Source organism: Pseudomonas bharatica CSV86 (assembly GCF_000319305.2).
Taxonomy (GTDB): domain Bacteria; phylum Pseudomonadota; class Gammaproteobacteria; order Pseudomonadales; family Pseudomonadaceae; genus Aquipseudomonas; species Aquipseudomonas bharatica.
In genome coordinates, this window is the sequence record NZ_AMWJ02000002.1 from 1,208,566 (window position 1) to 1,222,372 (window position 13,807).

Annotated in this window: 8 protein-coding genes and 3 pseudogenes; 7 read left to right on the forward strand and 4 right to left on the reverse strand. The window is 65.0% G+C overall.

Annotated elements, in window-relative coordinates:
* Window positions 1-7: 7 nt before the first annotated feature.
* Entirely contained in the window at window positions 8-2,242 is a 2,235-nt protein-coding gene (locus CSV86_RS19435) for a tetratricopeptide repeat protein (protein WP_009403644.1), read from the forward strand.
* A 112-nt stretch (window positions 2,243-2,354) separates the two neighbouring features.
* On the opposite strand, the gene CSV86_RS19440 is transcribed toward CSV86_RS19435, so the two are convergent.
* On the reverse strand, window positions 2,355-3,134 hold the full coding sequence (locus CSV86_RS19440; RefSeq protein ID WP_009403642.1) for an AraC family transcriptional regulator: 780 nt from the start codon (window positions 3,132-3,134) through the stop codon (window positions 2,355-2,357).
* Between the two features lie 419 nt (window positions 3,135-3,553).
* Here CSV86_RS19440 and CSV86_RS19445 point away from each other — a divergent pair.
* The 5 genes and pseudogenes from CSV86_RS19445 to CSV86_RS19465 all read left to right on the forward strand — a co-directional run bounded on the left by CSV86_RS19445 (window position 3,554) and on the right by CSV86_RS19465 (window position 10,084).
* Window positions 3,554-5,175, forward strand: a pseudogene (locus CSV86_RS19445) (APC family permease).
* Between the two features lie 30 nt (window positions 5,176-5,205).
* Window positions 5,206-6,132 carry a 4-hydroxyproline epimerase gene (locus tag CSV86_RS19450; protein ID WP_009403640.1) on the forward strand — a complete coding sequence of 309 codons (927 nt, stop codon included), beginning with the start codon at window positions 5,206-5,208 and terminating at the stop codon, window positions 6,130-6,132.
* Window positions 6,133-6,233: 101 nt separating this feature from the next.
* Window positions 6,234-7,181 (forward strand): dihydrodipicolinate synthase family protein, encoded by a 948-nt coding sequence (locus CSV86_RS19455; RefSeq protein WP_009403639.1) that lies wholly within the window; start codon window positions 6,234-6,236, stop codon window positions 7,179-7,181.
* A gap of 60 nt (window positions 7,182-7,241) precedes the next feature.
* Window positions 7,242-8,818, forward strand: a pseudogene (locus CSV86_RS19460) (aldehyde dehydrogenase (NADP(+))).
* Between the two features lie 3 nt (window positions 8,819-8,821).
* Complete coding sequence (locus CSV86_RS19465; protein WP_009403636.1) at window positions 8,822-10,084, forward strand: NAD(P)/FAD-dependent oxidoreductase; 1,263 nt, start codon at window positions 8,822-8,824, stop codon at window positions 10,082-10,084.
* A 115-nt stretch (window positions 10,085-10,199) separates the two neighbouring features.
* On the opposite strand, the gene CSV86_RS19470 is transcribed toward CSV86_RS19465, so the two are convergent.
* The 3 genes and pseudogenes from CSV86_RS19470 to CSV86_RS19475 form a co-directional block, all read right to left on the reverse strand.
* Window positions 10,200-10,442: a hypothetical protein gene (locus CSV86_RS19470; RefSeq protein WP_080604792.1), complete on the reverse strand. Its 243-nt coding sequence runs from the start codon at window positions 10,440-10,442 to the stop codon at window positions 10,200-10,202.
* A gap of 351 nt (window positions 10,443-10,793) precedes the next feature.
* Entirely contained in the window at window positions 10,794-11,273 is a 480-nt protein-coding gene (locus CSV86_RS33055) for an SGNH hydrolase domain-containing protein (RefSeq protein ID WP_311985880.1), read from the reverse strand.
* 83 nt (window positions 11,274-11,356) lie between these two features.
* Window positions 11,357-12,691, reverse strand: a pseudogene (locus CSV86_RS19475) (acyltransferase family protein); the annotation flags it as partial.
* A gap of 176 nt (window positions 12,692-12,867) precedes the next feature.
* Between CSV86_RS19475 and CSV86_RS19480 the strand changes: the two are divergent.
* Window positions 12,868-13,779, forward strand: coding sequence for a LysR family transcriptional regulator (locus tag CSV86_RS19480; protein WP_009403633.1), 912 nt, complete (start codon window positions 12,868-12,870; stop codon window positions 13,777-13,779).
* Window positions 13,780-13,807: the final 28 nt, after the last annotated feature.

Below are 13,807 nucleotides of genomic sequence, written 5' to 3' on the forward strand. Positions count from 1 at the left end.
AATCCGCATGTCGAAAAAGCCTGATGTGGTCTCCCCTGCGCGCCGCCGCAGTGCGCTCTGGCCGGTCCTGGCTGGGTTGTTGTTGCTGGTTGTCGCGGGCGTCTGGTTCGCCCTGGACCGAGGGCCGGCGCCGTTGCCGGTGACCACGCCACACGCGGCGCCGGTCGCCGACGCCAAGCCCGTACGCCCGGCGCCGCACCTGGTGGACGAAAAACAGTGCCAGGGCTGCCACAGCCAGCAAGTCGAGCACTGGAAAGGCTCCCACCACCAACTGGCGATGCAGGTGGCGGACGACGCCAGCGTGCTCGGCAACTTTGCCGATGTCACCTTCAAGAGCGACCGCGAGACGACCCGCTTCTTCAAGCGCGACGGCGGTTTCTGGGTCAACACGCCGGGTAGCGACGGCAAACCGAAGGACTTCCCGGTGGCCTATGCCTTCGGCATCGAACCCTTGCAGCAGTACCTGATCGACACTGGCGCCGGGCACCTGCAGGCGCTGGGTGTTGCCTGGGATACCCGGCAGAACAAGTGGTTCCACCTGTACCCGGGCCAGGGCGTGGACTTCAGGAACCCGCTGCACTGGAGCAAGCCGCAGCAGAACGCCAACTTCATGTGCGTGGAGTGCCATACCACCGGTTTCAAGCGTAATTTCAGCGCCGTCGCAAACAGTTTCTCCAGCCAGTGGCAGAGCCTCGGAGTTGGTTGCCAGGCCTGCCATGGCCCGGCCTCCGGTCACCTCGAATGGGCAACGAACAAGACCACGCTCGACCACGCCGGCTTCCAGCAAAGCCTGCTGGGCGGCAACAACCTCAAGGAAGTGGAAACCTGCGCCCGCTGCCATGCGCGCCGGGCGCCGCTGGGCGATGGTTTCGTCGATACGCACCGGCTGATGGACGACTTCCTGCCCAGCCGCCTGACCCGCGAGTTGTATGAACTTGACGGCACTATCAAGGACGAGGTGTTCGAATACGGCTCCTTCACCCAGAGCAAGATGTTCGCCAAGGGCGTGCGTTGCAGCAACTGCCATGAGCCCCACAGCACACGGCTGCGGGCCGAGGGCAACGGGGTCTGCCTGCAATGCCACAACCCGGCGGGCAAGACCAGCGTGGCCGGGGTCGATGGCCGCGGCCTCAAGGCCAGGGACTACCAGTCACCCGAGCATTACCAGCAGGTGCCGGGGCTTTCGGGTTCGCAGTGCGTGGATTGCCATATGCCGGGCAAGTTCTACATGGTCAACGACTGGCGGCATGATCATGGTTTCAGCATTCCGCCGCAGGCCCGGGCGCTGCTCGGTGACAGCCCGACGCAGCGCTACGCCCAGAGCCTCGATGCCTTGCGCAGCGGCAAGCCGGGCGCGGCAGCGGCGCTGTTCGAACAACTGCAACGCAATGACCTGCCAGCGATTCGCCGTGCCACCCTGCTGGCCGAGCTGCCCAACTATCCCAGCCAGCGCGCCCTCGAACTGGCCTCAAGGGACCTGCGCAACGACGGGCCGCAGGTGCGGCTTGCTGCCGTGGAAGCCCTGGCTGCGCTGCTGCCCGCCGAACAGCGGGTGCAACCACTGGCGCCGCTGCTCAAGGACCCGATCCGCGCGGTGCGCACTGAAACCGCCTACGCCCTGTTGCCGGCGCGCCAGGCGGTATCGGGCGCTGATTTCGACAAGGCGCTGGGTGAATACGAGCAGGTCCAACTGAGCCTGCTGGAACGCGCCGAGGCCAATCTCAACCTGGCGATGCTCTATCGCGCCACCGGGCGGCTCGACCAGGTCGAGCCCTCTCTGCGCGCGGCACTGGTGCGCGACGAAGGCTTCGATCCGGCGCGGGTGGCGCTGGTGCAATGGCTCGATGGCCGGGGACAGCAGGCACAGGCGCGGCAGTTGCTGGACGACGGGCTGGCGCGGCATCCCGAATCGGCGCTGTTGCAGCACGCCAAGGGCCTGGCGCTGGTGCGTGCCGGGCAACGGGACGAAGCGCTGAAGGCCCTGCGCAAGGCCGCAGAACTGGAGCCCGGCAACACCGGCTTCGGCTATGTGCTGGCAGTGGCGCTGCATGACCAGGGCCAACGTGGCGCGGCCATGGCGCAATTGTCGAAGAGCCTGGAGCAGCAGCCGTACAACCGCGATGTACGGCTGGCGCTGATGCATTACCTGCAACAGGCGGGCGAGGTGGACAAGGCCAACGGGCTGGTCGAGGCGTTAAGGGCGATCAATCCGGAGGATCCGATGTTGCAGCCGAGGTCGTGAAGTGTCGGTGTCGCTGATGGCCTCATCGCTGGCAAGCCAGCTCCCACAGGTCTTGTGGGAGCTGGCTTGCCAGCGATGAGGCCGGTAAAAGCCACAAGTGGCCGTAGCGGCCTCAATCCCCCAACCCCATCGCCCGCCGATACTGCTTCGGCGTAAACCCGGTCAACTGCTTGAACTGCCGGGTGAACGCGCTGTGGTCGGTGTACCCGCACTGCAAGGCCACCTCGGTGATCGGCAGCCCGGTCGACAACAAGCGGTGCGCATGCTCCAGGCGTACCTTGTGGATCATCTGCCGCGGCGTGAGGTGGAACACGCGCTTGCAGTAGCGCTCCAGTTGCGCCACGGAAATCCCGGCGATCCGGGTCAGTTCGTTCAAGGTCACCGGGCGATGGAAATGGGTGCGGATGTATTCGTCCACGGCCCCCAGGCGCTCGTAGGCCGGGTGCGCGGAACTGGCCGATTGCAGGTCTACCGATACGCCGGCCAGGCCGATGATCTGCCCCTCGCGGTTGAACAGCGGCCGCTTGTGGGTCAGGCACCAGCCCGGCTCGCGCGAGCCATACAGGTGCAGTTCCAGCTGATCTTCCAGTACCCGCCCTTCCTGCAGAACGCGCCGATCCTGCTCGGTATAACCCGGCCCGAATTGCGCCGGAAAAACTTCGGCACTGGTCTTGCCCAGCAACGGTTTCAAACTTTTCAGGCCACAACGCTGAACCAGCGCAGCATTGGCCAGCAAATAACGCGCCTGTACATCCTTGATGAATATCGTCGCATTGGGAATGGCGTCGAACAGCGGCAGCAGGCAGGCCAGCCCGGATAACAACTCCTCGATAGTAGTGGGTCGATAGTGATCGTTGCCCTGGAACAGGATGGCAAATGCATTGGGGTTCACGTGAGGGTGTCTCCGGTTCCTGACCGACTGGTAAAAATCCGCTCGTACTTCAAGCCGGACGCCAGCTTGCCGCAGCCGGGCATGGCTGTCGAGCAGCGCGCCAAACCTGACGGGGCGCGGCCTGCAAGGCTTCAGAAATTTCCCAAGAATGTTGTCGAAATTTCCTAACTATGCCGATTTCGTCATTTCCAGTGGAGAAAAACATCAAGCACCAAGGGCCTCGATGGGTTCACTGTATGAGCATTGCCCGGGTCGTCGAAGTGCACTGGCGGCTTATCGGCAATAGCACTTTCAGGGGCGGGCGATTAGGCCGGCCAATTAAAGTGGAAGTATCGGAGAACAACGCTCCAGAACTCGCGAACATGTTTTAACAGTGACATCCACCCTGCCTATCCAATAACCCACAAGAAGGCAACGCCATGTCAGGCAAGTTCAAGAAACAATTGTCGTTGATAGACCTCACCTTTATCGGGCTGGGCGCGATATTCGGCTCCGGCTGGCTGTTCGCAGCAAGCCATGTATCCGCCATCGCCGGCCCCGCCGGGATCTTTTCCTGGCTGCTCGGCGGCTTCGCCGTGCTGCTGCTGGGCATCGTCTACTGCGAGCTGGGCGCGGCATTGCCCCGGGCCGGTGGCGTGGTGCGTTACCCGGTGTATTCCCACGGTCCGCTGCTTGGCTACCTGATGGGCTTCATCACCCTGATCGCCTTTTCCAGCCTGGTCGCCATCGAGGTGGTCGCCGCACGCCAGTACGCCGCCGCCTGGTTCCCGGAATTGACCAAGAGCGGTTCCAGCGACCCGACCCTGCTCGGCTGGCTGGTGCAGTTCAGCCTGCTGTGCCTGTTCTTCGTGCTGAACTACAACAGCGTGAAGACCTTCGCCAAGTCCAACAACCTGGTGAGCATCTTCAAGTTCATCGTGCCGCTGCTGGTGATCGGCGTGCTGTTCACCTTCTTCAAACCCGACAACTTCACCTCCCACGGCTTCGCCCCGTTCGGCCTGTCGGGCGTGGAAATGGCGGTGTCTGCCGGCGGAATCATCTTCGCCTACCTGGGCCTGACCCCGATCATCTCGGTGGCCTCGGAAGTGAAGAACCCGCAACGCACCATCCCCATCGCCCTGATCCTTTCGGTGCTGCTGTCCACGGCCATCTACGCCCTGTTGCAGATCGCCTTTCTCGGCGGTGTGCCAAGCGACATGCTGGCCAACGGCTGGGCGGGCGTGACCCGGGAGCTGGCCCTGCCCTATCGCGATATCGCCATCGCCCTTGGTGTCGGCTGGCTGGCCTGGCTGGTGGTGGCCGATGCGGTGATCTCCCCCAGCGGCTGCGGCAACATCTACATGAACGCCACCCCACGGGTGGTCTATGGCTGGGCCCGGACCGGCACCTTCTTCAGCATCTTCACCCGCATCGACGAGAAATCCGGCATCCCGCGCCCGGCGCTTTGGCTGACCTTCGGCCTGTCGGTGTTCTGGACCCTGCCGTTCCCGTCCTGGGAGGCGCTGATCAACGTGGTGTCCGCCGCGCTGATCCTCAGCTACGCCGTGGCCCCGGTGACCGTCGCCGCCCTGCGTCGCAACGCCCCGAGCTGGTGCGTCCGTTCAAGGTCAGGCACATGGCGCTGCTCGGTCCGCTGTCGTTCATCATCGCCGCGCTGATCGTCTACTGGTCCGGCTGGAAGACCGTGTCCTGGCTGCTCAGCCTGCAGATCCTGATGTTCGTCATCTACCTGCTGTGCGGTCGCTTCGTACCCACCATGCACCTGAGCATCGCCCAGCAGGTGCGTTCCTCGGCCTGGCTGATCGGCTTCTACGCCGCGACCATCCTGCTGTCCTGGCTGGGCAGCTTCGGCGGCATCGGGGCCATCGGCCATCCGTTCGACACCCTGGCCGTCGCCCTCAGCGCCCTGGGCATCTACTACTGGGGCGCGGCGACCGGCGTTCCGGCGCACCTGGTGCAGGTGGATGCCGAAGACCACGAAAGCGAAGCCGAGAACGAGCGCCCACATGCACCACTCGTGGTCAGCCCACGGGTGTCCTGAACCGAACCATCCAATGAAGGGGACAGCTTCATGAAACGCATCCACGTGATCGACTCCCATACCGGCGGCGAACCGACGCGCCTGGTACTGGAGGGCTTCCCGGAGATCGCCGGGGAGACCATGGCGCAAAAACGCGACACCCTGCGTGAACAGCACGACCAATGGCGCCGCGCGTGCCTGCTGGAACCGCGCGGCAACGATGTGCTGGTCGGAGCGCTGCATTGCGCGCCGGTCTCGGCGGATGCCACCTGTGGCGTGATCTTCTTCAACAACGCCGGCTACCTGGGCATGTGCGGCCACGGCACCATCGGCCTGGTCAACTCGCTGCAGCACCTCGGCCTGATCCAGCCCGGCGAGCACCAGATCGATACGCCGGTAGGCACCGTCAGCGCCACCCTGCACGAGGATGGCCGGGTCACCGTGGGCAACGTGCCGTCGTACCGCTATCGCCGGCAGGTCGAGGTGTCGGTGCCGGGCCATGGCAACTTCCTCGGCGATATCGCCTGGGGTGGCAACTGGTTCTTCTTGGTCAGCGAACATGGCCAGGACCTGCGCCTGGACAATGTGGAACGCCTCACCGACCTCACCTGGAAGATGCTCCGGGCCCTCGAAGCGCAAGGCATCACCGGCGAAGGCGGCGCGCTGATCGACCATATCGAACTGTTCGCCGACGACGCCACGGCCGACAGCCGCAACTTCGTCATGTGCCCGGGCAAGGCCTACGACCGCTCGCCCTGTGGCACCGGCACCAGCGCCAAGCTGGCCTGCCTGGCCGCCGACGGCACGCTGGAGCCCGGGCAGACCTGGGTCCAGGCGAGCATCACCGGCAGCCGCTTCGAAGCCCGCTACGAGCGGGACGGCGAGAGGATTCGCCCGTTCATCACCGGACAGGCCTTCATGACCGCCGACAGCATCTTGCTGATCGATGACGCGGATGCGTTTGCCTGGGGCATTTGAGTCGCCCATTCGATCGCAATCGCTGGCAAGCCAGCTCCCACAGGGTTCGCGGCGCGCTGGCTTGCCCACCACCTGACTGAACAATCCAAAGGAACACCACCATGACCAGCAACATCTTCACCGGCACCATCCCGGCCCTGATGACCCCATGCACCGCAGAGCGCAAACCCGACTTCGATGCCCTGGTGCGCAAGGGCAAGGAACTGATCGATATCGGCATGAGCGCCGTGGTGTATTGCGGCTCGATGGGTGACTGGCCGCTGTTGACCGAGGCCGAGCGCCAGGAAGGCGTGGCCCGCCTGGTCGCGGCCAGGGTGCCAACCATCGTCGGCACCGGTGCGGTCAACACCCGCGAAGCGGTTTCCCATGCCGCCCACGCCGCCAGGGTCGGTGCCCATGGCCTGATGGTCATCCCCCGCGTGCTGTCCCGCGGTGCCTCGCCGGTGGCCCAGGAAGCCCACTTTGCGGCCATCCTCGAAGCCGCACCGAACCTGCCGGCAGTGATCTACAACAGCCCCTACTACGGCTTCGCCACGCGCGCCGAGCTGTTCTTCAAGCTGCGCCGCAAGTATCCCGGCCTGATCGGTTTCAAGGAATTCGGCGGCGCCGCCGACATGCGCTACGCCGCCGAGCACATCACCTCCCAGGATGACCAGGTGGTGCTGATGGCTGGCGTCGATACCCAGGTGGTGCACGGCTTCGTCAACTGCGGGGCCACCGGGGCGATCACCGGGATCGGCAACGCCCTGCCCCGCGAAGTCCTGCTGCTGGTCGAGCTGAGCAAGCGTGCCGCCCGCGGCGATGCCGTCGCGCGCAGCCGGGCGCTGGAGCTGTCCGAAGCCCTGCACGTGCTGTCCACCTTCGACGAAGGCTGCGACCTGGTGCTGTATTACAAGTACCTGATGGTGCTCAACGGCGACCTGGAATACACCCTGCATTTCAACGCGACCGACGTGCTCAGCGACGCCCAGCGCAACTACGCGCACAGCCAGTACAGGCTGTTCCGCCAGTGGTTCGCCAACTGGTCGAGCACGCACAACCTGGCCTGACCCACCGCTATCCGGCCGGCGGCCTGCCGCCGGCCCCGAATTCCTTTTCCAGGAGGCGCCATGACCCTGACAGGCAAGATGCTCATCGGCCAACAGGCCGTTACCGGCAGCCGCGAAGCGATCCGCGCGATCGATCCGGCCACCAACCTGCTGCTGGATCCGCTGTATCCGGGCGGCACCCTGGCCCAGGTGGAACAGGCCTGCGCCCTGGCCTGGGCAGCCTTCGACCGTTTCCGCGAAACCTCGCTGGAGGCCCGCGCGACCTTCCTCGAAACCATCGCCGCGCAGATCGAAGCACTCGGCGATGCGCTGATCGACCGCGCCGTGGCCGAAAGCGGCCTGCCCCGCGCCCGTTTGCAGGGCGAACGCGGTCGTACCTGCGGCCAGTTGCGCAGCTTCGCCCGTACCGTGCGCGCCGGCGAATGGCTCGATGTGCGCGTCGACAGCGCCCAACCCCAACGCCAGCCACTGCCCCGAGCCGATCTGCGCCAGCGCCAGGTTCCGCTGGGCCCGGTGGCGGTGTTCGGCGCGAGCAATTTCCCCCTGGCCTTCTCGGTCGCCGGTGGCGATACCGCCTCGGCCCTTGCGGCCGGCTGCCCGGTGGTGGTCAAGGCCCACGGCGCCCACCCGGGCACCAGCGAACTGGTCGGCCAGGCCGTGGCCCGTGCGGTGCAGGTGTGCAACCTGCCGGAAGGGGTGTTTTCCCTGCTCTACGGCTCCGGTCGCGAAGTGGGTATCGCCCTGGTGTGCGACGAGCGAATCAAGGCCGTGGGCTTCACCGGCTCGCGCAGCGGTGGCATCGCCCTGTGCCAGGCCGCCCAGGCCCGGCGCGAACCGATCCCGGTGTATGCCGAGATGAGTTCGATCAACCCGGTGTTCCTCTTCCCGGCAGCTCTTCAGGCCCGCGCTGAAACCCTCGCGCAAGGCTTCGTCGCGTCGCTGACCCAGGGTGCCGGGCAGTTCTGCACCAACCCCGGCTGATCATTGCCCGCCAGGGGCCGGACCTCGACCGCTTCATCGCCAGCGCAGCGCAGCACATCTGGCAGAGCCCGGCACAAACCATGCTCACCCCCGGGATATACAGCGCCTATCGCAGTGGCATCGAGGCCCTGGGCGCCAATCCGCATGCCGATATCGCTGCCACGGGCACGCCTGCCGAGGGGCCCAACCAGTGCCAGGCCCATTTGTTCGTCAGCACTGCCCGGGATTTCCTGGGCGACCCGAGCCTGCAGGCGGAAGTCTTCGGTTCGGCGTCGCTGGTGGTCACCTGCGAAGATGAACGGGAGATCCGTGAGGTCGCTGAACACCTGGAAGGCCAATTGACCGCTACCCTGCACCTGGACGACGCCGACCTCGACCAGGCCCGCGCCCTGCTGCCGGTGCTGGAGCGCAAGGCCGGGCGCCTGCTGGTCAATGGCTGGCCGACCGGGGTGGAAGTCTGTGACGCCATGGTCCATGGCGGCCCCTTCCCGGCCACCTCGGACCCGCGCGCGACCTCGGTGGGCACGGCGGCGATCCGGCGCTTCCTGCGCCCGGTGTGCTACCAGGACTTCCCCGACAGCCTGCTGCCGGTGGCCCTGCAACACGGCAACCCGCTGCATCTGCGGCGGCTGCTCGATGGCGAGCGAGAAGCCTGAAACATGGTCATGACCTGTGCTTCGCGCGAGCTCGATATCGCTGTGATCGGCGCCGGCATCGTCGGCGTCGCCTGTGCCCTGCAACTGGCGCGACAAGGCCTGCGGGTCGTGCTGATCGACCGCCAGGCGCCCGGCATGGGCGCCTCGTTCGGCAATGCCGGGCACCTGGCGACCGAGCAGGTGTTCCCCATCGCCGACCTGTCGATCCTCAAACGCTTGCCGAACATGCTGATGGACCCCATGGGGCCGTTGCGCCTGGACTGGAAGTACCTGCCCAGCGCCATGCCGTGGTTCGTCCGCCTGCTGCTGAACCTGCGTCCGGCGCCATATCGCCGAAGCGTTGCAGGCATCCGTGCCCTGAACGAAGCCAGCCTGGAGGCGTGGCGGCGCCTGCTCGGTTCACTGGGCCAGGCTGAAATGCTGCAGGAAGATGGGTCGCTGCTGGTCTTCGAAAAACCGCAATCCGCTGCGGCCGTCGACGCTCTGCAAGCGCGCATGCTGGGGCAAAACGTCCCGGTGCAGCGCTGGCAGGCAGATACCATTCGCCAGGCGGCACCGCAGTTGAGCGAGCACCTGCGCGGTGGGCTGTTCTTCCCCGCCACCGGGCATTTTCTTGATCCTCATGCCACGGTGATGGCGCTGTACGAGGCTGCCGTGGCGGCAGGCGTTCGCTTCATTCGACGGGATGTACGGGGTGCCCGGTTGAAGGCGGACAGCATCGGCCTCGCCACCGACCAGGGCGAGCTGAACGTCCCGCGGGTGCTGGTCAGTTGCGGCGCGCACTCGGCGCGGCTCACCCATGCCCTGACCAGCAAGCGCGTGCCGCTGGATACCGAGCGCGGCTATCACCTGATGCTGCCCCATGAGCACCGGCGCCTGCCGTTCGCGGTGACCTCGCTGGAGCGCAAGTTCATCATGACGCCGATGTCCGCAGGCCTGCGCCTGGCCGGCACGGTGGAATTCGCCGGGCTGGAGCGCCCGGCGAACATGGACCGGGCCTGGCAGTTGCAGAGGTTGAGCCGGGGCTTGTTCAAAAAAGAACTGGACGCCCGCGACGCCACGCCGTGGATGGGCTTCAGGCCATCCCTGCCGGACTCGCTGCCGGTGATCGACCGGGTCTGTGACGGACGGGTGCTGCTGGCGTTCGGGCATCAGCACCTGGGGCTGACCCAGGCGGCGGTGACGGCGCAAATGGTGGGCGGGTTGATGGGGTCGGGGGTGGAGGGATTGCCGGACCTAGAGCCCTATCGACTCGATCGTTTCTGAGGTGTTCCTGATGGCCTCATCGCTGGCAAGCCAGCTCCCACAGGGTTCGTGTGCGCCGCCGAACCTGTGGGAGCTGGCTTGCCAGCGATGAGGCCATCAAATACACAACAGTCAATCAGACCGTGACACTCAAGGTCGAAGCCGCCACCGCCACCGTCATCAACGCCTTGCTGATCTGCAGATTGAGCAGCGCGTTGTTAAGCATTTCCAGGTGGTGCTCCATGGGTGGAGCCGGTAGGAGGGATACGTTGGCGAGGGCCTTTTCGAGGTGGTCCAGTGCATGCTGCATGGCTTCCTCGCGGGTCAGGCCGGGTGTGGTGCAGAGCGCATAAGGTGGATCAGGGACGAGCTTTTTCATGGTTTCGGGGTCCGGTGAGTAAAGGATCGAAAAACCACGATTCGCTGCTAAACGAAGGGTGGCGACTGTACGCGGGTTAGCAGACCGGGCCCAGAACCCCATATACCCGGCGCACCCGAAGGCGCCCACACGTACAGCCGCCATAAAAATGGTGGCTCATGGAGGTTTCTGGCAAACACGGACTGCTAAATCCGGTCATTGCGCTAACAACGACCGACGCAGACTAGGCACCCTTTCCACCCCACGCAACCCAAAAGCGGGCCGGGGAGTATGCTTGGGAAATTGCCTACAAGAAAGTCGGAAATCGATGAACTTTTCAGCGCGTAGGCAACACTTTTTCATCGGCCCCTATCAGAAAAAGCCACGAAACATCCCCTGCAACTGCCGATTCCCCGAGTCCACCAGATGGTTGTCATCGAAGTACAATGCCCTGCCCTCCAGCGACCCCATGCAAGCGCCGTCCGGGCATAGCCAAGGCGCCGGATCCAGCACCTGCACCTGGCAACGGGCGGCCGCGTAGTCGATGGCTTCGTTGGCCCGGCGGTTACGCTCGCGATAGGCCTCCAGCGGCACCGAGATATCCGATGTGCTGCCCAGGATGCGCGCCTGCAGATTGAGCCCTTTGTAGACACTGAACGGCATTTCCGGAATCGGCCGCACGATGTACACCGGGCGTTGCTCGGCCAGGGTGCAGACGGTGCGGGCGTATTCGGCATCGAATTGGCGTGCGAAGGTGGCGGAATCCGGGTGGCGCTGGCCGTCGAAGTAGACGCGGAAGCGGTTTTCCCGGCGGTTGTCCGAGTACAGCGCGGCACGGCTGAGCAGCACCACCGGTACCCCGGGTATTCATGCTTGAGCAGCTCGAAGCGGCGCTGGTTGAACGCGTGGCATTTGCTTTCCAGCTCGCGGTCCTGCATCTGGAAGTCCATCAGCGTCGGGCAGCCACCACGGGACCAGGACAGCGCGGCCTCGCGGTTGACGATCTGCACCGCAGCGGCAGTCGATTCGGCATGGCTGTCGCCGAACAGGATCACCCGCACTTCGCCTTCGCCCAGCCGGCAGTCCACCACGTCGCGGTCCGCCGCATCCGGGTAGCACTCACGGGTGTACAACGTGCTGGCGTAGACCGGCCGCTCGTGCTCTTCGAAGGCGAAACGCAGCGCCGGGTATTTCTTCACCAGCGAGCCCCCGGCCGAAGCCACCACCACCAGCACCAACGCCATACCGCAGTGCTTGAGCAAAGCCCGCGAAGGCCGACGGACTTTCCCCACGCTGGATTCGACCCAGCGATACGACAGGTAGCCGAGGGCCAGGGTGAGCAGCAGCGCGACGAGTACGTGGGGCGCGCTGTGGAGCAGCCCGCAGATGTACAGGAAGACCACCAGCGGCCAGTGCCAGAGGTACACCGAGTAGGAAATGCGCCCGACCCACTGCAGCGGCACCACCCGGCTGAACAGCGAGTTGCTGTTGGCCTGGATCACCATTGCCGCCCCCAGCGCAGGCAGCAGGGCCAGGTGCCCCGGCCAGGGGTCGCTGCCGGAGAACGCCAGCACCGCGATCAGGATCATCGCTAGGCCGGCGCCTTCGAGCAGGCCGCGCCCCAGCCGCGAGAGGACCATCGGAAAGAGGAACACCAGCCCGCCAAGGATCATTTCCCAGGCCCGGGTCGGCAGCAGGTAGAAGGCCGCCACCGGATGGCTCTCGGTCAGCACCGCCGACGCGGCCAGCGAAACGCCGCCCAGCAGCGCCAGCGTCCAGGCCATTGCGCGTTCCCCCAGCCAGCGGAACAGCAGCGGCAACAACAGCGGGTAGAACAGGTAGAACTGCATTTCCACCGACAGCGACCAGGTGTGCAGCAGCCAGTTCTCGTGCAGCGGCGCGGAGAAGTAGTCGCCATCCTCGGCGAAATGCAGGTTGGAGGTGAACAGCAGGCTGTTCTTTGCCGTGCGCAACAGCTCGCGGTAATCGTCCAGCGGCAGGTAGACGAAGCCGAACAGCATCAGCACCAGGCACAACACCGCCAGTGCCGGGATGATCCGCCGTGCCCGCGACGCATAGAAACCGAGCAGGGAGAAGTCGCCACGGCGCAGGCCATCGACGATGATTCCGGTCATCAGGAAGCCGGAAATCACGAAGAACACATCGACGCCGACAAAGCCGCCATCGAAGCCTGGAATACGGAAATGGAAAAGCACCACGGCGATCACGGCGAGCGCGCGCAGGGCGTTGATGTTGTTGCGAAAAAGCATCGGGAATATCCGTGTTCTTTGTTTTTATCGGCCCATCAGTGGACCGTCATGGGTGGAGCCAGCCCCCACCATAGCCGGTTGGGCAGTTGCTTGCAGGATTCGTTCTGCACTTATGTCCATCGAAAAAAAAGATATAGACTGGCGGCCACTCATAAAAACCAATAAAGCACACCGCCATGATGACCCTGCGCCAGATCCGCCACTTCATCGCCGTCGCGGAAACCGGCTCGATCTCCGCCGCCGCCCAGGCGGTGTTCATTTCCCAGTCCACCCTGACCCTGGCCATCCAGCAACTGGAACAGGAGATCGGCGTCAGCCTGTTCAACCGCCACGCCAAGGGCATGACCCTGACCCACCAGGGCCATCAGTTCCTGCGCCAGGCGCACCTGATCCTCGCTACCGTGGATAACGCCAAGCGCAGCCTGCAACAGAGCACCGACCAGGTCGCCGGCCAGCTCACCATCGGCGTGACCAGCCTGGTCGCCGGTTATTACCTGGCCGACCTGCTGACCCGTTTCCAGCGCGCTTACCCCAATGTTGAAATCCGCGTGACAGAGGACGAACGGCCGTATATCGAGCACTTGCTGGTAGCCGGCGAGATTGATGTCGGCGTGCTGATCCTGTCCAACCTCGAAGACCGTCTGGCGCTGCAGACCGAGGTGCTGACCCACTCGCCCCACCGCTTGTGGCTGCCGGCCCAGCATCCGTTGCTGGAGCGCGACAGCATCAGCCTTGCCGATGTCGCCAACGAGCCGCTGATCCAGCTCAATGTCGATGAAATGGAACAGAACGCCCGGCGCATGTGGTCCGGCGCGGGGCTGCAGGCGCAGATCAGCCTGCGCACGGCCTCCACCGAGGCAGTGCGTAGCCTGGTGGCGGCGGGGCTCGGGGTTTCGATCCAGCCGGACATGACCTACCGGCCTTGGTCGCTGGAAGGCGACATCATCGAGGCCCGGCCGCTGGCCGACCTGAGCCAGACCCTGGATATCGGCCTGGCCTGGCGCCGTGGCACGGCCCGGCCGGCGCTGGTCGATCCATTCCTGACCGTGGCCCGCGAACCCGGCTCGGGGCGCAAGCTTTCGATTTAATCGAACGGCCCCTTCAATATTTAGCATT

What these genes read in the sequence shown, in the direction of transcription:
- CSV86_RS19435 (WP_009403644.1), top strand. Translation starts at nt 8, where the DNA reads ATGTCGAAAAAGCCTGATGTGGTCTCCCCTGCGCGCCGCCGCAGTGCG.
- CSV86_RS19450 (WP_009403640.1), top strand. Translation starts at nt 5,206, where the DNA reads ATGAAACGCATCCACGTGATCGACTCCCATACCGGCGGCGAACCGACG.
- CSV86_RS19455 (WP_009403639.1), top strand. Translation starts at nt 6,234, where the DNA reads ATGACCAGCAACATCTTCACCGGCACCATCCCGGCCCTGATGACCCCA.
- CSV86_RS19465 (WP_009403636.1), top strand. Translation starts at nt 8,822, where the DNA reads ATGGTCATGACCTGTGCTTCGCGCGAGCTCGATATCGCTGTGATCGGC.
- CSV86_RS19470 (WP_080604792.1), bottom strand. Translation starts at nt 10,442, where the DNA reads ATGAAAAAGCTCGTCCCTGATCCACCTTATGCGCTCTGCACCACACCC.
- CSV86_RS19480 (WP_009403633.1), top strand. Translation starts at nt 12,868, where the DNA reads ATGATGACCCTGCGCCAGATCCGCCACTTCATCGCCGTCGCGGAAACC.